The organism is Acinetobacter sp. UBA991, from assembly GCF_002292065.1.
GTDB lineage: Bacteria > Pseudomonadota > Gammaproteobacteria > Pseudomonadales > Moraxellaceae > Acinetobacter > Acinetobacter higginsii.
Genome location: NZ_DBBF01000021.1, coordinates 157,276 through 182,779 on the forward strand (window position 1 = coordinate 157,276; position 25,504 = coordinate 182,779).

Sequence of the window (25,504 nt, forward strand, 5' to 3'; positions counted from 1 at the left end):
TGCTCCTTACACCAACTCAATAATGGTGGCGATCCCCATTCCACCACCAACACATAATGTGGCTAGGCCACGTTTTTTACCTTGACGCTCTAACTCGTCTAACAAAGTCCCTAAAATCATGGCACCTGTTGCACCCAACGGATGACCCATCGCAATTGCACCGCCATTCACATTGACTTTCTCGGCAGGAACCTTGAGTTCATTGATAAAACGCATCACCACGGCAGCAAACGCTTCATTGACTTCAAATAGGTCAATATCATCAATCGTTAAGCCTGCTTTGGCTAAGGCTTTACGTGCAGCAGGGGCAGGGCCTGTCAGCATAATGGTTGGATCTGTACCCACCAATGCCGTTGCAAGTACTTTGGCGCGTGGTTTTAAGCCTTGTTCTTTGACGGCTTTTTCAGAAGCCAATAACACCACCGCAGCACCATCAACGATGCCTGATGAGTTACCCGCATGATGCACATGGTTAATTTTTTGTGCTTCAGGATACTTCTGTAGCGCAACCGCATCGAAGCCCATTTGTCCCATCATTTCAAAACTGGCATTCAGTTTTGCCAAGCCTTCAACCGTGGTCGCACCCCGAATAAATTCATCTTTTTCTAAGATCAGCACACCTGAATGATCTTTAACAGGAACGACGGATTTATCGAAATAACCTTTGGCCTGTGCAGCCGCTGCTTTTTGTTGTGAGCCGACTGCAAAGGCATCGACATCTTCTCGGCTATAGCCATCTAAGGTTGCGATCAAGTCCGCGCCAACGCCTTGTGGTACAAAAGAAGATTTTAAGTTGGTTTCAGGATCAAGTGCCCATGGGCCGCCATCAGAGCCCATCGGGATACGTGACATGGATTCCACACCGCCTGCGACGACGATATCTTCCCAACCAGAGCGGACTTTTTGTGCTGCCAAATTGACTGCTTCCAAACCAGATGCACAGAAACGGTTGATTTGCACACCAGCAACATCATCATTCCAGCCTGCTGCAATAGCCGCAGTTTTAGCAATATCACCGCCTTGGTCTGCAATTGGTGTGACACAACCTAAGACAATGTCATCGACTTTTGAGGTGTCAAGTTGATGGCGTTGTTGTAATTCATTCAGTAATGATGTGAGTAAAGTAATCGGTTTGACTTCATGCAGTGAGCCATCTTTTTTCCCTTTTCCGCGTGGTGTGCGAATGGCATCAATAATGTAGGCCTCGCTCATAGGTTTTCCTTGTATCACCTTAAAATTGTTGTTTATCGAGTGTACTCAATTTAAGTGTCAGTGCAATGATGATAAACATTGGCAAGTTTGATGCTTTTCGCCAATTTGATAGGTTGCGTGAGTAATCAAGCCAAGCGTTAAATTTGGTATTTTTCTGCATGTCTTGTGACATCTTCGATTAGACTAGCATTTGGAAATGATTGATAGAAAAGATGGGCGAAAGCACATGATAAAACTAAAGCGTCACTATGCTGCCATGGCATTGATCTTGTCACTTTTTGGATGTGATTCATCTGAACGGAATATTGAAAATAACAAAACAATCGAGGATAAAAACAAGGTGAGCCAAACTTATTCAAATCAAGCTGCTGATGACAAAATGCTATTGGTGTTGTCTGCGCCTTCTGTACATGATCCTTATTACAAATCCGCTTTTCAACGAATTGTAGATTTCCAGATTGATTATGCAAAATCGATTTTGGGTAATGATAATGTCGTGATTTTAGTAGATGAGGATACCAAGCCGTATTTCACGGGCAAAGTGCCTGAAGATATTTTACTGGTAGATGATGTCCGTGATATCTGGATGCGCGACTTTACTACGGTTAATCCAATGCAGCCTGTGCAATTTACCTATACTTGGGCCTCGATGACCAAGAAACAAAGTAAAGATGTGCAAAAAAGTTTTAGTCAGTTTGCGGATCGTTATCAAATTCAAAGAGCTAAAACTGATTTGATGATTGATGGGGGGAACCTTGTTGATGATTATGCGGGTCGTGTCATTACCACTACACGTTTTATGGAAGATAATGAGCTTAGCTATAACGAGGCCAAACAAGAGTTAAAGGCTACGTTGGGTGCAACCGAAGTTGCCATCTTAGAACCAGATGAAGAAGTGCTGGCACATTCAGATGGCATGGTCAGTTGGGTGGATAAAAATACCTTGCTTGTGAATGACTATTCAAAAACACCATCATTTAGAACAACCGTAATGGATGAGTTAAAAGCGTCATTTCCAACTGCAAAAATTGTGGAAGTGCCTGTTGAATATAAGACCAATCCCAAAGGGCAATGGGAAGGTTTTGAGTCTGCATGTGGTGTGAATTTGAATGCCACGGTCACACATAATAATATTTATGTGCCGACCTTTAATATGCCGCATGATCAAAAAGCACTCACGATCATCAAGCAGAATACCTCTAAGAAAGTTATTCCTGTGAATGCTGAAAGTGTTTGTCCAATGGGTGGCAGCGTGCGTTGCCTCACTTGGCAGGTGACTGGGGACAATGCTGCGAAACTTATTCAAGCGGCAAGAGATAAGTGACAGATGTGTCATTATTTAAATAGGAAGAAAAGAAACATTGAGTGCTTATGAATAACGTCGAGAAGCCATGAAGTTTATCAATGTCGTCGGCACATCTGCTGCTGGAAAAACCACTTTTGCTCGTCAACTTGCTCAAAAGCTAGGATTGTCTTACATTGAAATGGATGATTTATTTTGGTTGGATGATTGGCAAGAAACACCTGATCATGAGTTTTTTGCTAAATTACAAAGTCAAATTGATCAGGCACCCAGAGGATGGATACTTGATGGTAATTATTCTCGAACACTGGATTTAAAGCTTAAATATATTGATACGATTATTTGGCTGGATTATTCATTTTCGTTAAATCTGTACCGCTCAGTTAAACGAGCAATTAGTCGAGCGGTGACACAAAAAAGATTATGGGGAAATTCCAATAATCGAGAAAGTTTCAAGACCAGTTTTCTGTCTAAGGACTCTATTATTTTATGGATGATTACCCATCATGCTCAAAATCGTAAAAAGTATTTGGCGATGATGAATGATGCTCGATATCAGCATATTCGGTTTATTCGTTTGACTTCGCCAAAACAGACAGCAGTATTTTTAAACGAGATGGATACTCATTTATTTAACTTGTAGAAAGGAGCTTATGCAGACTGCTTAATCAGACAAATCTAAATGAAAGAATTGGTTATAGGGTGATTCGGTATATTCTGCGAAAGCTGCACCTTCAACAAAACCAAACTTCTTATAAAGTTTGATTGCTGCATCAAAGTGACTATCTTTTCCTGTTTCTAAACTGACTTTTTGATAGTGACGTTGCTGGGCAAGTTCTAGCAAATATTCCAGTAGTTGTGCTGCGACCCCTTGACGTAAATGGGCAGGGTGAGTCCGCATAGATTTGATTTCTGCGTGGTCGGGTGTCAGTTCTTGGATTGCGCCACAGCCCAGTAATTGCTCATCGTTCCATAAGGTATAGACGCTAATGGAATCTTTTTGCAGACTGCTGAGGTCTAATGCAAAACTATGTTCAAGTGGGGTGTTTTGATGCAGACCATGCAAATGGATATGAATCAAATTTTGAACTTGTGGGTGAGAAAAGTCAGCTTTTTTAATGATCATTGTTATTCAAGCAAATTGTAGAGGTCTGCTTGATTATTAACATATTTAAAAAGCAATGTTCAACTGTATAAAGTTGAACATTGCTTTGTTGTGATATTAGTTGTGATGGCCATGCAACTGACGATATAAACCCGGTGTTACTCCTGTCCATTTCTTAAAGGCACGGTGGAAAGTACTGGTTTCACTAAAGCCGACTTGCTGTGCTACATCTTCAAGGGTGAGATTTGGCGTCAACAATAAATGGATCGCAGCATCACGACGCAAGGCATCTTTGACCCCTTGATAGCTTTTGCCTTCCGCAGCTAAACGACGACGTAAGGTTTGCGGTGATAAATACAACATTGCCGCGACATCGTTGAGCGTTGGCATTTCTTCGCCAATCTGGCTCTTTAATACATCACGAATACGTGAAGTCAACGAATTGGTATTTTTGAATTTCACTAACAGTTGGGCAGGTGCTGCTTTCAAGAATTCTTCTAAAGTCTTTTCATCTTGACGGATTGGGAGATCAAGATAATCTGCTGCAAAGGTAATTTCGGTACGTGGTGCATCGAATTGCATCACAGGTGCAAAGAACAATGCATCGTATTCATCAGCATGGTTAGGACGCTCATAACCAAAATGCACACGCTCTAAAGGTAGGCGACGCTCAATTAACCATGATGCTAGACCGTGCCAGATCATCAGCATGCTTTCAGTAATGAAATGATCAGGGTCTAAAGCTTTAGGAATATGCGGCACTAAACGTGCTTCATGTTTGTCACGTTCCAAACTAACTGACCACTCATCTCCAAACAGTTTGTAGAATTGAGAGGAGAGTTCAAGTGCTTGTCCAAGGGTCTTGGAGTGGATGATCAATTGGCACATGATCGCAAATGTACCCAAGCGACGTGGTTGTACATCGAAACCAACGTGTTCGTCTTGGGTAACCATCCATAACATTTTTACAAAACGGGTGTACTGCTCAGGAGAGATTCGAGCCTTCGGTTGGCGAAGCAGTTCAGCCTCTATGCCGACATGTGAAAGTAACGTTTCAACGTCCATGCCTAGGCGTTTAACACCTGTTAAAGCCGCATTCACGAAGTGGATGCTGATCGTATCACGGCTCATATTGAATCCTTCAGTTTCTTTACTATTCACGATAATTGACCTAAATAACCGTCTAAAATATCAAATTGGGCAATTGACAAGAAAAATAATTGCGCCCTGTATACATGTTAAATTGCCGAAACTATCAAGGTAAATGGCTGAACATGACATTGTTTTTGTGTTTATCCACACCTAGTATAAAAGAAAATTTGAACAAATTGAGTAAAAATTATTATGCCATCTGCACTAAAGGGATTGAAAGTCCTCGATTTTTCGACTTTATTACCAGGGCCATTTGCCAGTATGTACCTTGCCGACATGGGTGCAGAAGTTATCCATGTGGAATCACCGACTCGTCCAGACCTTGTACGGATTATGCCACCCTATGCCAATGGTCAGGCCACTGCGCACAGTTATCTGAATCGGAATAAACAGTCGATTGCCCTTGATCTCAAAGATGCAGCCAATATTGAACTGATCAAAAATAAAATCTCTGAGTTCGATATTGTGCTAGAACAGTTCCGTCCAGATGTGATGCGCCGTTTGGGCTTGGACTATGAGACTTTAGCGGAGATTAATCCACGCCTCATCTATTGTTCGATTACTGGTTATGGTCAAACAGGGGCTTATAAAGATCGTGCAGGACACGACATTAACTATTTAGCGTTGGCAGGCGTGTCTGGGCATAGTGGTCGTCAAGATGGTGGACCGCCACCCTTGGGAATCCAAATTGCAGATGTGGCAGGTGGTTCCTTGCACGCAGTGATTGGTATTCTTGCTGCTGTGGTCGAGCGTCAACGCAGTGGTCTGGGTCAATATCTTGATATTTCGATGACCGATTGTGTGGCGAGTCTGAATAGTATGGCTGCTTCTGCAAGTCTGGCAGGGCAAACTCCACAAGCACCCGAGGCGGGAATGCTGAATGGTGCAAGCTTCTATGATTATTATCAAACCAAAGATGGTCGCTATTTTTCAGTGGGAAGTTTAGAGCCACAATTTATGACAGGCTTGGCTGCAGCGTTAGAATTATCTGTACTCCTTGCAAAAGGAACATCGTTTGACCCAGAAGATCGTCAAGCGGTAAAGCAAGCCTTGCGGGAAAAGTTTAAAACACAAGACTTTGCAGAATGGCAGCATCTGTTCCAAAGCTTAGATATTTGTGTTGAACCTGTACTCAGTCTGGATGAAGCTTTGGTCTCGCCAATGGCTCAACAAAGAGGCTGGGTGGTTGATGTGCCAGTATCGGAAAATGCATCACAAACTGAGCCACAGTTGGCCTGTCCGATCAAGTTTTCCCGTTCGCAAATGAAGTATGCCTTTATCGGTCAGGGTTTGGGTGAGGGTAAATGGTAGAAAATATGTGCGACTAATCACTGATTGTTAAAATATTGTACAGATTGTTAACATTTTGAATAAGTTGTAATTTAAAAATGAGAGTAACCTTTTATACACAATAACATAAAAGGTTACGTAAACATGACAATCTCTAAGTCTTTGATTGTTTCTTGTTTATCCGTTCTATCATTGAGTCTTTTCACACAACATACTCAAGCAGCATCTTCCGCATTTGACCCAAATGGTCAATGGCTGTTTGGTGATTGGAACGGTCAACGCACTGCGTTGCAAGAACAGGGTTACAAATTTTCTGCTGATTACACAGGTGAATTTGCAGGGGTTTTAGATTCTAAACAATACTCAAGCCACGGCAGTGAATTCACTGGACAATTGGCGTTGGGCACAAACTTCGACCTAAATAAAATTTTAGGTTGGCAAGATACTGAGGCGCAGATCACGGTGACATACCGTGATGGTCAGTCTTTGTCACAAACCGCAGATGGCTTACAAGGTCACCAAAGTTCTGTACAAGAAGTTTGGGGGCGTGGTCAAACGTGGCGTTTAACCGACCTTTGGATCAAAAAGAAATTTTTAGATCAAGCTTTAGATATTAAAGTGGGTCGTTTTGGTGAAGGTGAAGATTTCAACAGTTTTAACTGTGATTTCCAGAACTTATCGCTATGTGGTTCTCAGGTGGGTAACTGGGTTGGTGACCAATGGTACAACTGGCCTGTGAGCCAATGGGCATTGCGTGTCAAATATAACCTACAGCCAGATCTTTATGCACAAATCGGGGCGTATGAATATAACCCTGAGAACTTACAGCGCGGCAAAGGTTTTAACCTAAGTACAGATGGCTCTCGTGGTGCGATTATTCCAGCAGAAGTGGTCTGGAATCCTAAACTGGGTGCACTTGCTTTGCCAGGTGAATACCGTTTTGGTTATTACTACAGTACAGCGGATGCCGCAGAAATCGAGAATCCTGCCAAGACTGGACATAAACAAGGCGGTTGGTTTACTGCGAAACAACAGTTGACTCGTCATGATGGTCAGTCAGATCGTGGTTTAACTGGCTTTGTCAATGTCACAGTGCATGATTCTAAAACCAATGCCATTAAAGACATGCAAAATGTTGGATTGGTCTATAAAGGTTTATTGGATCAACGTCCTCAAGATGAAATTGCTTTAGGTATTGCCCGTATTCACGCCAATGACAAAAACAATAGTCTATTGGATGAAGAATATAACACTGAGCTGTATTACGGCATTCATGCCACCAACTGGCTCACTATCCGTCCAAATATTCAATATGTTCACCATGTCGGTGCATTGAAGGATGGGGATAAGACCTGGGTGGGCGGTATTAAGTTCCAAACCATTTTCTAATTTTGATACTCGAGCAATTTTGCAGATATAGTTTATAAAATAGGCGATATCTGCAAAGTTCTTGCTGTGATTTGAACTCGACCATAAAAAGAGACTTTATTTGCTTTTTATGGATCTAAAATATAAAAGATGCAAGGTGATCTTATGAATCAATCTGCTTCAAAATCTGGGCTTAGAACTTTGACGGTGGTGATTATCGCCCTCATTGCATTGTTCTTGCTCGTTGGCGGTATCTGGCTCGCAGCAATTGGCGGGTCTTTTTATTATGTGATTGCAGGCGTGCTGCTGCTCATTGTAGCAGTACAACTCTATAAACGTGCCTCAGGTCCATTGTGGGTTTATGCGGCATTGATGTTAGGTAGTGTGGTTTGGGGTGTCTGGGAAGTTGGGACTGACTTCTGGGCACTGGCACCACGTCTTGATATCCTTGGCATCTTAGGTTTGTGGTTACTCATTCCAGCTGTGACGCGTGGGATTGATAACCTCACTTCAAGCAAAGTGGCATTGTCATCGACTTTAGCCATTGCAATTGTGGTGATGGTGTACTCGATCTTTAATGATCCACAAGAAATTAATGGTGTGATTCAAACGCCACAGCCAGCACAAGCGAAAGCCGTGGATGGTATTGCCCCTGAAGATTGGCCTGCATATGGTCGTAGTCAGGGCGGTGAACGTTATTCTCCATTGACACAGATCAACGATAAAAACGTCAAAGATCTCAAAGTGGCTTGGACATTACGTACTGGTGATTTCCGAACTGAAAATGATTCGGGTGAAACCACCAACCAAGTAACACCAATCAAGATCGGCAATAACATGTTTATGTGTACACCACATCAACATTTAATTTCGATTGACCCTGCAACGGGTAAGGAAAAATGGCGTTTTGATCCTAAGCTCAAAACCGATAAAACCTTCCAGCATTTAACTTGTCGTGGTGTGATGTACTACGATGCTGCTAATACCACTGAATTTGCAACTAGTTTACAGGCGAAAAAGTCGACCTCAACCGAGTGTCCGCGTAAAGTCTTTGTTCCTGTAAATGATGGTCGTTTAGTTGCAGTTAATGCAGATACAGGTAAAGCATGTTCTGACTTTGGTCAAAATGGTGAAGTGAATTTACAAGAATTCATGCCATATGCATATCCAGGTGGTTATAACCCAACATCTCCGGGTGTGGTTTCTGGTACCACTGTAGTGATTGCAGGTTCTGTAACAGATAACCATTCGAATAAAGAGCCATCAGGTGTGATTCGTGGTTATGACGTGAACACAGGTAAATTATTATGGGTGTTTGATACAGGCGCAGCTGATCCAAATGCAATGCCAGGTCAAGACACTCAGTTTGTTCATAATTCACCAAATGCATGGGCGCCACTTGCCTATGATTCAAAACTAGATATCGTCTATGTCCCAACAGGTGTGGGTACACCAGATATCTGGGGTGGAGACCGTACTGAGTTGAAAGAGCGTTATGCGAACTCAATGCTAGCGATCAATGCAACTACAGGTAAACTGGTATGGCACTTCCAAACCACACATCACGATTTGTGGGATATGGATGTACCATCACAACCGTCATTGGCTGATATTCAAGATAAATCAGGTCAAACGGTTCCTGCGATTTATGTATTGACTAAAACAGGCAATGCCTTTGTTTTAGACCGACGTAATGGTCAGCCAATTGTACCAATTACCGAGAAACCTGTTCCACAAACTGTGAAATGGGGCCCACAAACCAAAGGTGAGTTCTACTCAAAAACTCAACCATTCTCTGACTTTGATTTAGCGCCGAAAGATAAATTGACGGATAAAGACATGTGGGGTGCCACTATGTTTGATCAGTTGATGTGTCGTGTGAAATTTAAACGTCTGAATTACGATGGCATCTATACGCCACCTTCTGAAAATGGAACCTTGGTATTCCCTGGAAACTTAGGTGTGTTTGAATGGGGCGGTATGTCAGTGAATGCTGATCGTCAGGTCGCAGTCATGAACCCGATTGGCTTGCCATTCGTGAGTCGATTAATTCCAGCCGATCCAAATCGTCAACCTGTGGCGCGTGGTGCTGGTACTGAGCAGGGCATGCAACCGATGTATGGTACGCCATATGGTGTTGATATCAGCCCGTTCCTATCTCCATTGGGTTTACCATGTAAACAACCAGGTTGGGGCTTTGTTGCAGGTGTGGACTTGAAAACTCATGAAGTGGTATGGAAAAAACGTATCGGTACCATTCGTGACAGCTTGCCAACATTATTCCAGTTACCACCAGTGAAAATTGGTGTACCAGGTTTAGGCGGTTCGATTTCGACTGCGGGTAATGTGATGTTCGTTGGTGCAACCCAAGATAATTATATCCGTGCATTCAATGTTTCAAATGGTGATAAGTTGTGGGAAGCACGTTTACCTGCGGGTGGACAAGCAACACCAATGACGTATGAAGCCAATGGTAAACAATATGTGGTGATTATGGCCGGTGGACATGGTTCATTCGGCACTAAAATGGGTGATTATTTGGTCGCTTATGCATTGCCTTAAATCCCTCCCAACCTCCCTTTATGAAAGGGAGGAGTCCCCTAATTTAATCCTTGCGCCACTATAATCGTGGCTCAGGGTGAGGGGAGATTAAAAGTCCAGATTTATCTGGACTTTTTCTTTTTGTGGCAATTAGATAGGCTTATCAATAAAACCGTTATTAAATATGCAAAAAAAGCATTTTGTTGATGAATAAAAGCTCGCTATGCTAGTCGCCTTTATAATGAATGACTAGCCATACGCCATGTATTTATATACGGATTTCGATCAACAACTGATTAACCAACGTGTTGCTCAGTTTCGCGATCAAACAGAACGCTATTTAGCTGGAAAATTAACAGAAGACGAATATCGTCCATTACGTTTGCAAAATGGTCTGTACGTGCAACGTTATGCACCTATGCTCCGTATCGCTGTGCCGTATGGCTTGATGAATACTAAACAACTCAGAAAAATTGCTGAAATTGCGACAGAGTACGATCGCGGTTATGCGCATGTTTCAACTCGTCAAAATATTCAGTTGAACTGGCCTGCATTGGAAAATGTACCTGACATTCTAGCTGAGCTAGCAACGGTACAAATGCACGCCGTACAAACTTCAGGTAACTGTATCCGTAATACCACCACTGACCAGTTTGCAGGGGTGGTTGCAGGTGAGATTGCTGACCCACGCCCAACCTGTGAGCTGATTCGCCAGTGGAGTACGTTTCACCCTGAATTTGCTTTCTTGCCACGTAAGTTCAAAATTGCAGTATCTGCTTTAGAAGAAAAAGACCGTGCTGCAACAGCATTCCACGACATCGGTGTTTATCTGGTTCGTAATGATGCAGGTGAGATGGGCTATAAAATCATGGTCGGTGGTGGTCTGGGCCGTACCCCGATTATTGGTAGTGTGATCCGTGAGTTTTTACCACGCGAAGATTTAATTGCTTATTTAGAAGCGACCCTACGTGTCTATAACTTACATGGTCGTCGTGATAATAAATACAAAGCGCGTATCAAAATTTTGGTGAAAGCTTTGACACCAGAAGTGTTTGCACAAAAAGTGGAAGCTGAATTTGAGCACACGCGTGAAGCATTGAAGATTCAACCTGAAATCTTGAAAAAATTGGATGAAGAATTTACACCATTTGATTATCAAGATTTAGAAGATCAAGACTTCACAGACTTATTCGCTGCACATCCGAAATTCAAACAGTGGTTTAACGTTAATACCAATGCACATAAAGTGAAAGGTTATCGCATCGTGACGATTTCTTTGAAACGTGCGGGTATTGCACCGGGTGATGTCACGAGTGAAGAAATGAACTTAATTGCGGATTTGGCCGATAAATATACTTTCGGTGAGTTCCGTACCACGCACGAACAGAACATTTCATTGGTCGATGTGCCGCAGAAAGATTTATTCGAATTGTGGCAAACGCTTGAACACAGCGACATGGCTCGTGCACATATCGGCTTTATTACTGATATTATCTGCTGCCCGGGTGGTGATTTCTGTTCATTGGCCAATGCTAAATCGATTCCAATTTCAGAAGCAATCAGCCGTCGTTTTGATGATCTTGACACCATTTACAACCTTGGTGAACTTGATTTGAATATTTCGGGTTGTATGAATGCGTGTGGTCATCACCATGTCGGTAACATCGGTATTTTGGGTGTTGATAAGAAAGGTGCGGAATTCTATCAAATCACTTTAGGTGGTCATGCAGATCATGATGCATCTCTCGGTGATATCTTAGGTCCTTCTTTTGCAGCCGAAGTCGTGCCAGATGTGATTGATGAAATCTTGAATACTTACCTTGACTTACGTACCGAAGGTGAGCGTTTTATTGATACCTATCGCCGTGTTGGTATTCAACCATTTAAGGAGCGTGCTTATGCTTAATACAACGCTACAAGTGCTCTTTAAAGATGGCACAATTGCAGACAATACTTATCAAGTCATTGCAGAAGATGGTGTACTTCCACAAGGTGACGTGGTTGTAACAACTGCGCAGTTGGATCAATTGGCAAATGTACAAGGTAAAAAGGCGCTTTACATTACTGTGAATGATTCACCTGAAACACATCAATTTCCATTGAATGAGCTAGATGCCATTTTTATTGAATTTGCTGGTTTTAATGATGGCCGTGGTTATTCATTCGCTGCGTTACTACGCCGCCAAGGTTATCAAGGTGAGTTACGCGCAGTCGGTGATATCTTTAAGGATGTTTTGAATTATTTAAAGCGTTCTGGTTTTGATACCTTTGTCGTCAAAGAAGGTAAGGATATTCATGAAGCTGCTGCGGGGCTTCAAGATTTTACCAATCCCTATCAAGCATCGACTGCAGTGCCACAAGCAAGTTATCAAACTGGCGCATAAGCCGATTGAAAGAAAAAAGCTGAACCTTGGTTCAGCTTTTTTTTGCTTTAATTGCTAAGTTCACAATGATTATTCATCTAACTGACAATTGATCATCCATTTAATCCCAAACTGATCAGTGAATGCGCCATAGAGCGCACCCCAGAAGGTTTTTTCTAAGGGCATCTCAATTTGGCCGTTTGCAGACAAGGCATTGAATAATCGTTGCGCTTCGTCTTGTTCATCAGGATCAAGATTAATTGAAATATAGTGGTTGTTACCTTGGGTAAATACGCTATTTTGAGCGCAGAATTGATCATTAACATCTGAAGCCATCAATACGGTAAATTCATTGATGGGTAGGGAAACATGTAAAACCAAGTTCTTATCCGCTTCTGAAAGACTGACGCCTTCAGTAGGTGGCATATCGCCATAACGGCTGAGCATGGCAAATTCACCACCAAACACAGATTTATAAAAATTGAATGCTTGTTCTGTTTGTCCTTTAAAATTTAGATAATGATTGAGTTGCATATGGGACTCCTTGTTGTTTTTTTATACACAGCATAACTTATCGATATTTTGACTATAGGTGCATTATTTTTTGTAATCCTAAAAATAAAAAATCCTGCATCAAGCAGGATTCTTTTGAACAGATTGAAAAATATTTAGATCAATTCAATCGCAACAGCTGTCGCTTCACCACCACCGATACACAAGGCTGCAACACCTTTCTTACCACCAGTGCGTTTAAGCGCGTGAATCAATGTCAGGATGATACGAGAACCAGTAGAACCAACAGGGTGACCTAGAGCACAAGCACCACCATTAATATTGACTTTTTCAGCATCTAATTTGAAATCATCGATTGGGCACATGGTTACCATGGCAAATGCTTCATTGATTTCCCATAGATCTACTTCTTGCGCATCCCAGCCTGCCTTTTTCAATACTTTTTCGATTGCACCAACAGGGGCAATGGTAAATTCAGAAGGATGTTGAGAGTTAGAAGCAGTTGCCAGAATTTTTGCCAAAGGTTGTAAACCACGTTGTGCCGCAACTTCACTTGAGGTTAATACCAATGCTGATGCACCATCAGAAATTGAACTTGCGTTCGCAGCAGTAATCGTACCATCTTTTGCAAATGCTGGTTTTAATGATGGGATTTTATCGATTTTTGCACTTAATGGTTGTTCGTCTTGATCAACAACCACATCACCTTTACGGGTAGAAACTGTTACCGGAACGATTTCATCTTTGAAGTAACCTTCAGTAATCGCCTTTTGTGCACGCTGCAATGAACGGATGGCAAAGTCATCCATCTGTTCACGGGTATAGCTACGTTTATTTGCCATATCTTGGGCAAATGAACCCATTAAACGACCAGTTTCAGCATCTTCCAAGCCATCAAGGAACATATGATCCTTAATTTCACCATGACCCATACGGTAGCCAGCGCGTGCTTTCGGTAATACATATGGTGCATTGGTCATTGATTCCATACCACCTGCAACCACGATCTCTGCACTCCCGGCTTTAATCATATCTGCTGCTTGCATCACTGCTTTCATGCCAGAACCACACAGTTTGTTAATGGTCACTGCACCGGTAGAGTCTGGTAAGCCCGCTTTACGCATTGCTTGGCGCGCAGGGCCTTGTTTTAAGCCTGCAGGTAAAACACAACCCATGATTACTTCTTCTACATCAGTTGGTTGCAGGCCAGAACGGGCAATTGCTTCTTTAATGGTAACAGCACCTAATTCTGGCGCTGTAACACCAGATAATGCACCTTGGAAGCCGCCCATTGCTGTACGAGCGCCATTAACGATTACGATATCAGTCATGATGTGTCTCCACACTTATAATTTATAAAAATGTTCCAAACTTAAGCAGTATAGTAAAAAAAGGATCGGAATAAAGTGTTTTACCCATTTTAGGCTAGACTGAAGAGTTTTTAGCAACTTGATAACTTTTCAAAGCGAATATTGCCCATCCGACTTAAAACAATCTTCGTATGGTGCTGAGGGGATTCAGAGCAGTAGACAAAGCTGCCATTGGAGGCAAAGGGAAGGCCGTTCTCAGCTTGAAAAACAAGAGCGTTGGGGCTTCGTCCAAAAGACCTAAAGTAGAGGTAACCATATTTATGGTTCAAAGGGACGCTAAAGAGGAGAGTCTCATTCTGATCACGTTGGTTGTTTCGATTAATATCAATAAATCCGATAAAACCTTTATTCCAATTTGTGTCACAGTTCTCAAAATTTGAACTTGGGCACAGCATCACATTTTTATGATGAAGTTGTGCATCCGTTTTTGCTTTTTGTATATGAATTGTGAGGATTCTTTTAAGGTAGTTTACTTCAGCAGAGATCATCATTTCACGAAAATGGGGGATTGCAACAGTAATCAAAATTGTCAGAATTCCAAGGGTGATGACTAATTCAATCAAAGTAAAGCCAAATGGTTTAAACATATTCTACCTATCTATTTTTATTAATTTTTTTATTAACAGTGTGTTAAATGAAAACTTAATTTTGCTAGTGAGTATTTCTAAAAAAAAAATTAAGATATACTAAAGCACAAGTTTCTGAACAATAATTCAATCAGATACCCGATGGGAATTGAAAATTTACTGAACTACAACGGAAATTGTAAGAAATTTTGTCAATAATTTATGAGGTTAAAGTTATCAAGCACTTGGAAAATTCATCAAGTGTTTGTATGATTCAAAGTGAAGTGAATAGCTGAAAAAATAATACTGTAGAACACCTGTGTTCTCAGGACGAAAAATCATAGGCTGAGCTTACACAAAACAATTGTTATCTCTGGAGGATATCCATGAAATTGAGTCGTATTGCACTTGCTATGCTTGTTGCTGCTCCTTTAGCTGCTGCGAATGCGGGCATAACTGTAACTCCATTATTGGTTGGTTATAGCTGGCAAGACAGTAAGCATAATAATGACAACCTAACAACTCATGCTGAGTTGCAGGATGATTTATTTGTTGGTGCTGCATTAGGCGTTGAATTAACACCTTGGTTAGGTTTTGAAGTTGAATATAACCAAGTGAAAGGTGATCTTGACGGTACTGGCGTAGCTAATGCTGAATATAAACAACAGACAGTTGCTGGTAATTTCTATGCAACTTCTGACCTAATCACTAAAAACTATGACAGCAAAATTAAGCCGTACGTATTATTAGGTGCTGGTCAAACTAAAACTGATTTTGATGGTATCTATGCAGTTAAGAAAGATACTATTGGTAATGCTGGTTTAGGTGCTTTCTGGCGTTTAAACGATGCTTTATCACTTCGTACAGAAGCTCGTGGTACTTACGACTTTGATGAGAAGTATTGGAGATATACAGCACTTGCTGGCTTAAACGTAGTTCTTGGTGGTCACTTGAAACCTGCAGCTGCAGTAGTAGAAGTTACTCCAGTTGCTCCAACTCCAGTTGCTCCACAACCACAAGAGTTGACTGAAGATCTTAACATGGAACTTCGCGTATTCTTCGATACGAACAAGTCTGACATCAAGCCGCAATACAAGTCTGAAATTGCTAAAGTTGCAGAGAAGTTAGCTGAATACCCGAATGCGACTGCTCGTATTGAAGGTCACACAGATAACACTGGTCCACGTAAGTTGAACGAACGTTTATCTTTAGCGCGTGCTAACTCTGTTAAGTCTGCACTTGTAAATGAATACAACGTGAATGCAACTCGTTTGACAACTCAAGGTTTCGCTTGGGATCAACCGATTGCTGACAACAAAACTAAAGAAGGTCGTGCTATGAACCGTCGCGTATTCGCTGCGATCACTGGTAGCCGTACTGTTCTTGTACAACCTGGTCAATAAGCTCAATAATTTGAGTTTATGAACTAAAAAAGCGACTCGTTAGAGTCGCTTTTTTTTTATGGATATATAGGTTTTTGTAGCATTGATGTAAAACAAAAACATAAGGATTCAAAACTAGAATAATCTTGCCTTAACTTTGGATACATTGTGGGAATTATTTAGTTTTATTGAAAAGATTTTGATACCTTGTTAAAATTTTGATTAAAAAGTGATAAGCTCTCACAGCTTTATTAGATGTTGTTAAAATAGAATTTTCTAGATTTTTGGGAGAGAAATAAGTGGTTTTTTCAGTGGCTGCTAACTAAATGTTGTCAAATACTTGGAAAATTGATCAGGTATTTGTATGATTCAACATAAAGTGAATGACTGAAAAAGATACAATAAGATTATTTCTCAGTATTCAAAAACTATTAGAGTTTAGAGAACAAACAATTTTTTGTTTTTTGGAGGATATTCCATGAAAATGAGTCGTATTGCACTTGCTATGCTTGTTGCTGCACCTTTAGCTGCTGCGAATGCGGGTGTAACAGTCACTCCATTAATGCTTGGTTATCACTGGTATCCTGAGAATGCTCAGGACAAGATGCGTGATACTTTGCAAGATCGTGATCCGCAGGGTCGTGGTGATGCTGGAAGCTTAAAAAATGGCGTTGCGTTACAAAGTGATTTACTTGTTGGTGCTGCAATTGGTGTTGAGTTAACTCCTTGGTTACAAGCAGAGATTGAATATCAACAAACGAAAGCTGACGCAGCTCGTAATGAGAAAACTAACTTTAATGGTCAGCCGTGGGATGCTAAGCAACAAACTTTAAGTTTGAATGCAATTGCTACTGCTGATGTGTTTACTGGTAATTATGACAGTAAAATCAAGCCGTATGCTTTATTAGGTGTTGGTCATTCTAAAATTACAGTAGATAACCCAGGTTGGGATCGTCGTTCATATGACACAATCAGCAACTTAGGTGGTGGTGTATTATGGCAAGTAAACGATGCTTTAACACTTCGTACAGAAGGTCGTGCAGTTTATAACTACGACAATAAGTGGTGGGAAGGTCAAGCCTTGGCAGCACTTCAAGTTGTTGTTGGTGGTCACTTGAAACCTGCTGCTGCTCCAGTGGTAGAAGTTGCTCCAGTTGAACCAACTCCAGTTGCTCCACAACCACAAGAGTTAACTGAAGATCTTAACATGGAACTTCGTGTCTTCTTTGATACGAACAAATCTGTTATCAAACCACAATACAAAACTGAAATCGCTAAAGTTGCTGAGAAGTTAGCTGAGTTCCCGAATGCGACTGCTCGTATTGAAGGTCACACAGATAACACTGGTCCACGTAAGTTGAACGAACGTTTATCTTTAGCACGTGCTAACTCTGTTAAGTCAGCACTTGTAAATGAATACAACGTGAATGCAACTCGTTTGACAACTCAAGGTTTCGCTTGGGATCAACCGATTGCTGACAACAAAACTAAAGAAGGTCGTGCTATGAACCGTCGCGTATTCGCTGCGATTTCTGGTAGCCGTACTGTTTTAGTACAACCAGGTCAACAAGCTCAGTAATTTGAGTTTATGAACTGAAAAAAAGCGACTCGTCAGAGTCGCTTTTTTTATATGAGGGATTTAAGTAATAAAACATTGGGATTCTCCTTTTTGTTTAATGGGTTTAAGGTATTTCAATCACTATCAATTATTTACCATATCTCTTTTTTTAACTGCTGCTTAGTATTTTGTCTTTCACGACGATGTTGTGCTCGAGGCTTCTCGGTTTCATGAACTCCACCTTTGTGTAATAAAGGTGAAAGCGCTACAGGATTACGGACCTTAATTTTTGGCATTTCTTTGAGTTTCATTTGATTATCCTTTGATACATAAAATTTGTTTAAGGGTATGCACAATTTCAATCAAGTCAGATTGGTTGGCCATGACTTGATCAATATCTTTATAAGCAGCAGGAATTTCATCAATCACCGCACTGTCTTTGCGACATTCGATGCCTTGAGTCTGCTGAATCAAGTCATCTTGGCTAAACAGCAGCTTGGCTTTGCTGCGGCTCATTTTTCGTCCTGCACCATGTGAACATGAACAGAAGGACTCAGGATTCGCTTTACCTTTAACGATATAAGAACGAGCTCCCATTGAACCTGGAATGATGCCTAATTCATCTTGGCCCGCTCGAATTGCCCCCTTACGTGTGATTAAGAGATCCTCACCAAAATGAGTTTCTTGACTGACGTAATTATGGTGGCAATTAATCGCTTCTTTGGTCATTTGAAAAGGGGGGAGTAATGGTCGAATTGCCTCTAAAATCAGACGCATCATTTCACGTCGATTTTCAAACGCATATTCTTGTGCCCACTCAACGGCTTCCACATAATCATTAAAGCTATTTGAACCTTCCGCAAAATAACTCAAATCTTTATCTGGTACATGTCCAAATCGATGCTGAGCTTCTTTCTTTGCCAGTTCGATGAAGTAGGTTCCAATCACATTGCCTAAGCCACGGCTGCCTGAATGTAGAATCACCCAGACATCCTGATTTTCATCAAGGCAGAGTTCGATAAAGTGATTACCACCACCTAAAGTTCCCAGTTGTTTCTGCCAAGTGGCATCAAACTTTCTTAACATTCGAACTAAGCCGGGATGTTTTTTAATGATGGGTTGTAAGCGTTTTTCAAGTGGGATGATACTTGAAGCTTTTGCTTTCACTTGTTTATGTAGTTCAAAGCCTACAGGGACTTTGCGTTCGATTGCATGACGTAGCGGTGCAAGGTTGTCTGGAAGCTGTGAAGCTTTTAGATTGAGCCTTATTGCGTTCATTCCACAACCAATATCAACACCTACAGCGGCAGGAATGATGGCGTGTTTGGTTGGAATGACGCTGCCTACGGTGGCGCCTTTACCCACATGTACATCAGGCATCACGGCAATATGTGAATAAACAAATTGCAGTTGTGCCATCTTTTTGAGTTGTTCAATGCTTTCGCTATCAATATCGGTCGTGAAAATTTTCACTGGAACGCCATATTGTGCATCGGCATTGAGTATTTTTTGTATGCCCATTTTCTTGTCTCGGGATATTTTAATTTTTCGTCCGAATAGGCATAAAAAAACCTAGCGAATGCTAGGTTAAATAGAGCATTCGGACAAGTGATCAATCGATTTGTACACTTGTCCGTGAGTCGACAGTGCCAAACCTTATTGTGTGGTTCCTTGTGGTAATGGCATGTTGTCGTCCTCCTATCATGTGGTGCCGTTGAAAATATGAGCGAGATTTTACTCATATTTTCAATTGGGTCAAGTAAAAAAGCGGTTTTTTTATTCGCCTTCTTTCACATTCATATCTTTATATGCAATCAGTTTGGTCTTGTGTTTCCACTTATAACCCAGCCAAATCGCCAAGAATAATGGAATACTAATATAGGTTGAAATTAAACCTAACCAGTCGATTTTTCCGCCAAGTAAAGCTTGGTAGTTTTGACCTAAGATGATGATTGAACAAAGAATAAATGCAAACCAAGGCGCAAATGGGAAGAATTTGGCACGGTAAGCCAGATCTTCAACTTTATAACCCTGAGCAATATAACCTTTACGGAAACGGTAGTGTGAAATCGCAATACCTAGCCAGACAATGAAACCACACATCCCTGACATGTTGAGTAACCAGTTAAAAACCTGTTTCTCGCCAATAAAGGTGGTCAGGAAGCACAGTGCAGCAACCGCAGTGGTCGCATAGAGTGCATTCATTGGTACGCCACGGCCATCTAGTCTTGAGAACCACTTAGGTGCACGACCTTGTTTTGCCATATCAAATAACATACGGGTAGAAGAATACATGCCCGAGTTACCAGCAGATAAGATCGCACTCAGAATAACCGCATTCATCAAACTTGCTGCAAAGGCAAAGCCTGCTTTTTCATACAATAAGGTGAATGGGGAGAGGGCAATATCTTCACTTTGCGCTGCTTTTAATAGCAGTGGATCATCATAACTGACCAATGTACCGATGATGAAAATACAAAGGATATAGAACAGTAAAATACGCCAGAAGATTTGTTTAATTGCCAATGGAATAGTCTTTTTAGGATCTTTCGATTCACCTGCGGCAACGCCAACCATTTCAGTTCCCTGAAAGGAGAATCCAGCGATCATGGCTACACCGATTAAGGCTTGCAAACCACCGACAAAAGGTGCTTCTTTATAAGTCCAGTGCTGAAATACCGATACATTGGGTGTCATCATGATTTTAAAAATCATCCAGATACCAATAATGATAAACACGATAATCGCAATCACTTTGATCAAAGAGAATAAGAATTCACTTTCACCAAACCCTTTGACTGTTAAGGCGTTAATTCCAAAAATGATGGCAAGGAAAATGGCACTCCAGTAGAAACCTGGAATATCAGGGAACCAAAACTTCATGATGAACTGAACTGCAACCAGTTCAAAGGCAACCGTAATCGCCCAGTTATACCAATAGTTCCAACCTAAGGCGAAACCAAAGCCATCTTCGACATAGCGGCTACCATAGGTAAAGAATGCACCAGACGTTGGATTGTGCGTGGCTAACTCACCTAAGCTGGTCATCAAGAAATAAATCATGATACCGATGAGGGCATAGGCCAATAACGCACCACCTGGACCTGCAGTGGCAATGGTTGAACCTGAAGCAAGGAATAAGCCTGTGCCGATCGATCCACCAATGGCAATCATGTTCAGGTGTCGAGCCCCGAGCTTCCGCTGAAGGTGTTGAGGAGCAGATGTATCGCTCATAAAAATTCCTTAAAATGTTTATTTTGCACAGGCATATAACACCTTGAATCCTTGTTGATCGGCTTTCACCAGACATTCACCAAAGCTTTGTTCAATGAGAGGAGGGTAGTTTAGAAAACGATTTGCTACGATCCATAATTCACCTGAATTTTTCAGATGTCTTTTCGCACGTTGGCAAAGTTCCTCACTCGCATCGTAATTGGTATGAATTCCCTGATGAAAAGGCGGATTGCTGACGATCGCATCTAAATCGTTCGGTGCATCTACAAAACCGGTGACAGCTTGCAGATTTAACTGAGTTAAATTGAGACCATTTCGTTGAAAGGTCAGTTCAGTAGACCGTAATGCAAATGCATCAACATCAAGTGCAAAAATTTGCCGATTCGAATCTAGTTTGGCCAAATAGGCACTAATAATTCCAGCGCCACAACCAAAGTCGGCAATCTTACCTGATTTTACTTGACTAAGGTAAGGGACTAATACGGCTGTTCCGACATCTAAATGATCTTGACTAAATACACCAGGCAAGGCACAGATATTTAACTGTTCTTGATCTATTTGAACTGTATAAGTTTTTAACCAGTGTTCAAGTGGTTTTAACTGCTCTGTTCTTTCGATCTTCATTTGCCAAAGTTGGCAGTGACGTGCACTGTCAAGTTTTAGTGTTTTGCCATATTGCAATAATTGTTTTGCTGCCCGCTCAACGCCCCCTTTTTTTTCACCAACCAGAAAAATATTTTGATCAAGTTTTAAATGGCTAACCACAACGTGCAGAATATAATTCAGGAGTTCTTTAGACTTTGGAACGAAAATAACAACCTGATCAAACTGTGCTTGTGGGAATTCCACGGAAAAATGAGAGCGAATTCCAGAGCTGATAAAACCTTGATGATCAGCATAATTCCAAGTCCATACTGAGGCTTGGACTTTATTGGGTAAATTTTTGGCGAGTTGATCATTTGGGGCATTAATTAGTAAAACTTGCCCGCTTAAATAATCTTGCTGTCTGATGACAACTTCACTACGTGGATCCATTTTGATCTCTCATCAAAAACAAAGCCCAGTCGTGAAACTGGGCACTTGTCATGGTTGGATGATTATTTATGTGTTTCAGGTAAAACAATATTTAAAATTAGGGCCGCGATACCACCTGTTGCGACACCAGAACTGAAAATATTTTTAAATAGTTCAGGTAGATGCTCAAGAATCTGGGGTACTTGTGCAACACCGAGTCCGAGTGCGAGCGAAATTGCAATAATCAGCAAAGCGCGACGGTCGAGGTGAATACTGGAAAGAATATTGATACCAGAAGCCGCAACAGCCCCAAACATCACCATCACAGCGCCACCAAGCACCGCTTGCGGTACGGCTTGAATCACGGCAGCAACAGCAGGGAATAAGCCTAAAATCACCAAGAGTATGGCAATCCAAATCCCGACATAACGACTTGCCACACCAGTCAATTGAATCACACCATTGTTTTGGGCAAATACAGAACTTGGGAAGGTATTGAAGATACCAGCTAGGAAAGAGTTGGCACCGTTGACGAGTACGCCACCTTTAATCCGTTGCATCCAGATTGGGCCATCGACCGGCTGATTAGATATTTTACTGGTCGCAGTAACATCACCAATCGCTTCGAGAGAAGTAACTAAATAGATGAATGCCATTGGAATGAACAAACTCCATGAGAAGCTGAGTCCAAAATGCATCGGTGTTGGAATTTGAATTAAAGGTGCATCATTGAGTACTGAAAAGTTTAAATGGCCCATGAATCCAGCAAGAATATAGCCAATCACCAGTGCGATTAAAATTGCTGAACTTTTTACCCAAATAATTTTGATACGATTTAATAGAATAATAATGCCAAGCACGGTGCATGACATAATTAGGTTATCTGCATTGGCAAAGGTGTTGTCCTGCATTGCGGTATAACCACCGCCCATGCTAATCAAGCCTTCTTTAATCAAAGTAAGACCAATCAACAGCACCACAATACCAGTGACTAACGGCGTAATCAGCTTTTTTACCCATGGCAAAATTCGAGAAACGCCCATTTCAATAAATGAACCCGCAATCACAACACCAAAAATGGCTGCCATGACTTGCTCAACAGGTGTACCCGCAGCAACCATTGCACTCCCAATACCAATAATTGGGCCGATAAAGTTAAAACTTGTACCTTGGACAATGAGGAGTCCAGCACCAAATGGACCAACCTTTTTACACTGTAAAAAGGTTGCAATTCCTGAAATGATTAAAGACATCGAAAGGATCATGTTGGTGTCTTCGCGAGAGACGCCAAGTGCTAAACAAATCAGTAATCCAGGGGTGACAATCGGGACTAAAATCGCCAAAAGATGCTGTAGAGCGGCTAAAAATGCAACAAAAGGTTTCGGTCGATCATTGAGTCCGTAGACCAGATCAAGCTGCTGCTGAGGTTGTGAATTCGACATGGGAGTATAAAAAGCGAGAGGCATTAGTGGAATATTCTAATAGAGTTAGTTCGCTTTACCAACGATTCTATGACACTTCGTCAGAAAAAAAGTGCACTGTCAATAAACTGTCACTACTAAAGTTTAGTATTTTTCTGTATAATTTGCCCTCAAATTTAAAGCGTATCGAATTTTACATGTCAGATATTAAAACTCTCCGTAACATTGCCATTATTGCGCACGTCGATCATGGTAAGACGACTCTAGTCGACAAACTTTTACAACAATCAGGTGCTCTTGGTGATCGCGCAGGCGAGATTGAACGTGTTATGGATTCTAACGCGCTTGAGTCTGAACGTGGTATTACCATTCTTGCAAAAAACACTGCAATCAAATGGTTAGACGCACGTACAAACACCGAATACCGCATTAACATTGTGGACACCCCAGGACACGCCGACTTTGGTGGTGAAGTGGAACGTGTAATGTCGATGGTTGACTGTGTATTGCTTCTTGTAGATTCACAAGAAGGTCCAATGCCACAAACTCGTTTCGTAACGCAAAAAGCGTTCGCGCGTGGTTTGAAGCCAATCGTGATTATCAACAAAGTTGACAAGCCAAGCGCGCGTCCAGATTGGGTAATCGATCAAGTATTTGATTTGTTTGATAACCTTGGTGGTACAGACGAACAGTTAGACTTCCCAATCGTTTATGCTTCAGGCTTACGTGGTGTTGCTGGTCCTTCACCAGAAGAATTAGCGGAAGACATGACACCGTTGTTCCAAACAATTGTAGATATCGTTGAACCACCAGCAGTTGATGTTGATGGTCCATTCCAAATGCAGATTTCATCACTTGACTATAACAGTTTCGTAGGTGTAATCGGTGTTGGTCGTATCCAGCGCGGTTCAGTAAAATTAAACACTCAAGTGACTGTAATTGATAAAGAAGGTAAGACTCGTAACGGTCGTATCTTAAAAATCATGGGTTACCACGGTTTAGAGCGTGTTGATGTAGAATCTGCATCAGCTGGTGACATTATCTGTATTACAGGTATTGATGCATTAAACATTTCTGACACGATTTGTGATCCGAAAAATGTAGAAGCTTTACCGCCATTGTCTGTAGATGAACCAACAGTTTCGATGACGTTCCAAGTAAACAACTCACCATTTGCTGGTAAAGAAGGTAAGTTTGTAACTTCACGTAACATTCGTGAACGTCTTGATCGCGAATTGATTCATAACGTAGCATTACGTGTTGAAGATACTGATAGTCCAGACCGTTTCAAAGTTTCTGGTCGTGGTGAACTTCACCTTTCAGTATTGATCGAAAACATGCGTCGTGAAGGCTTCGAAATGGGCGTATCACGTCCACAAGTAATCATGAAAGAAATCGATGGCGAAAAACAAGAGCCATTCGAAAACGTAACTTTTGACGTTGAAGAACAACACCAAGGTTCTGTAATGGAACAAATGGGCTTCCGTAAAGGTGAGATGACCAATATGGAAGTTGACGGTAAAGGCCGTATCCGTATTGAAGCAACTGTACCTTCACGTGGTTTGATTGGTTTCCGTTCAGAATTCTTAACCATGACTTCTGGTACAGGGATCATGACATCAAGCTTCTCGCATTACGGTCCAGCAAAAGCAGGTACTGTTGCGAAGCGTCAAAACGGTGTGTTGATCTCTATGGTTCAAGGGACTTGCTTGGGCTATGCACTCTTCACACTTCAAGACCGTGGTCGTCTGTTCGCTAAACCACAGTTAGAAGTATATGAAGGTATGATCATCGGTATTAACTCTCGTTCTGATGACATGGTTGTTAACCCAACTAAAGCGAAGCAGTTAACTAACGTTCGTGCATCAGGTACTGATGAAGCTTTGACTTTAACACCTGCAATGGAATACACGCTTGAACAAGCGCTTGAATTCATTGAAGATGATGAATTAGTTGAAGTAACTCCAAAATCGATTCGTATTCGTAAGCGTTACTTAACTGAAAACGAACGTAAGCGTAACCGCGATAAATAATTTTTCTTCACTGAAAAATGACAAAACCGCTAAATTTATTTAGCGGTTTTTTATTGCATAAACCTAAGGGGAGGGACAT

21 protein-coding genes are annotated in these 25,504 nt (G+C 41.4%); 10 read left to right on the plus strand and 11 right to left on the minus strand.

The genetic code is table 11. From position 1 onward, the window contains the following. Window positions 1-6: 6 nt before the first annotated feature. Window positions 7-1,212: an acetyl-CoA C-acetyltransferase gene (locus B2727_RS08510; RefSeq protein ID WP_005322481.1), complete on the minus strand. Its 1,206-nt coding sequence runs from the start codon at window positions 1,210-1,212 to the stop codon at window positions 7-9. 226 nt (window positions 1,213-1,438) lie between these two features. Between B2727_RS08510 and B2727_RS08515 the strand changes: the two genes are divergently transcribed. Next, the gene (locus tag B2727_RS08515) at window positions 1,439-2,536 is read left to right on the plus strand and encodes an agmatine deiminase family protein (RefSeq protein WP_033133881.1); all 1,098 of its coding nucleotides are present in this window, start codon (window positions 1,439-1,441) and stop codon (window positions 2,534-2,536) included. A 67-nt stretch (window positions 2,537-2,603) separates the two neighbouring features. Then, a complete protein-coding gene (locus B2727_RS08520) occupies window positions 2,604-3,158 on the plus strand; it encodes a shikimate kinase (protein ID WP_033133882.1) in 555 nt (184 codons plus the stop codon). Window positions 3,159-3,179: 21 nt separating this feature from the next. Here the strand turns inward: B2727_RS08520 and B2727_RS08525 are convergent, their stop codons facing one another. Then, window positions 3,180-3,641 (minus strand): GNAT family N-acetyltransferase, encoded by a 462-nt coding sequence (locus B2727_RS08525; RefSeq protein WP_033133883.1) that lies wholly within the window; start codon window positions 3,639-3,641, stop codon window positions 3,180-3,182. Between the two features lie 96 nt (window positions 3,642-3,737). Beyond that, on the minus strand, window positions 3,738-4,751 hold the full coding sequence (locus B2727_RS08530) for an AraC family transcriptional regulator (protein ID WP_004652394.1): 1,014 nt from the start codon (window positions 4,749-4,751) through the stop codon (window positions 3,738-3,740). Between the two features lie 213 nt (window positions 4,752-4,964). Here B2727_RS08530 and B2727_RS08535 point away from each other — a divergent pair, with 213 nt between their 5' ends. The 5 genes from B2727_RS08535 (at window position 4,965) to B2727_RS08555 (ending at window position 12,355) form a co-directional block, all read left to right on the plus strand. Further along, window positions 4,965-6,083 carry a CaiB/BaiF CoA transferase family protein gene (locus B2727_RS08535; RefSeq protein ID WP_033133884.1) on the plus strand — a complete coding sequence of 373 codons (1,119 nt, stop codon included), beginning with the start codon at window positions 4,965-4,967 and terminating at the stop codon, window positions 6,081-6,083. A gap of 144 nt (window positions 6,084-6,227) precedes the next feature. Then, window positions 6,228-7,451, plus strand: a complete 1,224-nt coding sequence (locus B2727_RS08540; RefSeq protein ID WP_171248667.1) for a carbohydrate porin — start codon at window positions 6,228-6,230, stop codon at window positions 7,449-7,451. Window positions 7,452-7,595: 144 nt separating this feature from the next. Next, the gene (locus B2727_RS08545; RefSeq protein WP_004652391.1) at window positions 7,596-9,992 is read left to right on the plus strand and encodes a glucose/quinate/shikimate family membrane-bound PQQ-dependent dehydrogenase; all 2,397 of its coding nucleotides are present in this window, start codon (window positions 7,596-7,598) and stop codon (window positions 9,990-9,992) included. 241 nt (window positions 9,993-10,233) lie between these two features. Further along, window positions 10,234-11,877, plus strand: a complete 1,644-nt coding sequence (locus B2727_RS08550) for a nitrite/sulfite reductase (protein ID WP_033133886.1) — start codon at window positions 10,234-10,236, stop codon at window positions 11,875-11,877. Beyond that, complete coding sequence (locus tag B2727_RS08555) at window positions 11,870-12,355, plus strand: DUF934 domain-containing protein (RefSeq protein ID WP_004802870.1); 486 nt, start codon at window positions 11,870-11,872, stop codon at window positions 12,353-12,355. Before B2727_RS08550 ends, B2727_RS08555 begins: the two co-directional genes overlap by 8 nt. A 69-nt stretch (window positions 12,356-12,424) precedes the next feature. Here the strand turns inward: B2727_RS08555 and B2727_RS08560 are convergent, their stop codons facing one another. From B2727_RS08560 to B2727_RS08570, 3 genes are all read right to left on the minus strand, one after another. Further along, window positions 12,425-12,868 (minus strand): VOC family protein, encoded by a 444-nt coding sequence (locus tag B2727_RS08560; RefSeq protein ID WP_004652388.1) that lies wholly within the window; start codon window positions 12,866-12,868, stop codon window positions 12,425-12,427. 134 nt (window positions 12,869-13,002) lie between these two features. Then, window positions 13,003-14,178 carry a thiolase family protein gene (locus B2727_RS08565; protein ID WP_004652386.1) on the minus strand — a complete coding sequence of 392 codons (1,176 nt, stop codon included), beginning with the start codon at window positions 14,176-14,178 and terminating at the stop codon, window positions 13,003-13,005. Window positions 14,179-14,288: 110 nt separating this feature from the next. Continuing rightward, on the minus strand, window positions 14,289-14,804 hold the full coding sequence (locus tag B2727_RS08570) for a GspH/FimT family pseudopilin (protein ID WP_033133888.1): 516 nt from the start codon (window positions 14,802-14,804) through the stop codon (window positions 14,289-14,291). A gap of 365 nt (window positions 14,805-15,169) precedes the next feature. On the opposite strand from B2727_RS08570, the gene omp38 (B2727_RS08575) reads away from it, so the two are divergent. Beyond that, window positions 15,170-16,186, plus strand: a complete 1,017-nt coding sequence (gene omp38 / locus B2727_RS08575) for an outer membrane protein Omp38 (protein ID WP_171550178.1) — start codon at window positions 15,170-15,172, stop codon at window positions 16,184-16,186. A 457-nt stretch (window positions 16,187-16,643) separates the two neighbouring features. Then, window positions 16,644-17,744: an outer membrane protein Omp38 gene (gene omp38, locus B2727_RS08580; protein WP_171550177.1), complete on the plus strand. Its 1,101-nt coding sequence runs from the start codon at window positions 16,644-16,646 to the stop codon at window positions 17,742-17,744. A gap of 131 nt (window positions 17,745-17,875) precedes the next feature. Here the strand turns inward: omp38 (B2727_RS08580) and B2727_RS08585 are convergent, their stop codons facing one another. The 5 genes from B2727_RS08585 to B2727_RS08605 all read right to left on the minus strand — a co-directional run bounded on the left by B2727_RS08585 (window position 17,876) and on the right by B2727_RS08605 (window position 23,413). Beyond that, a complete protein-coding gene (locus B2727_RS08585; RefSeq protein ID WP_005206101.1) occupies window positions 17,876-18,034 on the minus strand; it encodes a hypothetical protein in 159 nt (52 codons plus the stop codon). 4 nt (window positions 18,035-18,038) lie between these two features. Beyond that, window positions 18,039-19,244 carry an RtcB family protein gene (locus B2727_RS08590; RefSeq protein ID WP_033134602.1) on the minus strand — a complete coding sequence of 402 codons (1,206 nt, stop codon included), beginning with the start codon at window positions 19,242-19,244 and terminating at the stop codon, window positions 18,039-18,041. A 255-nt stretch (window positions 19,245-19,499) separates the two neighbouring features. Further along, on the minus strand, window positions 19,500-20,957 hold the full coding sequence (locus tag B2727_RS08595; protein ID WP_005206090.1) for an amino acid permease: 1,458 nt from the start codon (window positions 20,955-20,957) through the stop codon (window positions 19,500-19,502). 18 nt (window positions 20,958-20,975) lie between these two features. Further along, on the minus strand, window positions 20,976-21,992 hold the full coding sequence (locus tag B2727_RS08600; RefSeq protein WP_033134601.1) for a class I SAM-dependent methyltransferase: 1,017 nt from the start codon (window positions 21,990-21,992) through the stop codon (window positions 20,976-20,978). 62 nt (window positions 21,993-22,054) lie between these two features. Beyond that, a complete protein-coding gene (locus tag B2727_RS08605) occupies window positions 22,055-23,413 on the minus strand; it encodes a uracil-xanthine permease family protein (RefSeq protein ID WP_033134600.1) in 1,359 nt (452 codons plus the stop codon). A 176-nt stretch (window positions 23,414-23,589) separates the two neighbouring features. Between B2727_RS08605 and typA the strand changes: the two genes are divergently transcribed. Then, window positions 23,590-25,425, plus strand: coding sequence for a translational GTPase TypA (gene typA / locus B2727_RS08610; RefSeq protein ID WP_017402215.1), 1,836 nt, complete (start codon window positions 23,590-23,592; stop codon window positions 25,423-25,425). Window positions 25,426-25,504 lie beyond the last annotated feature (79 nt).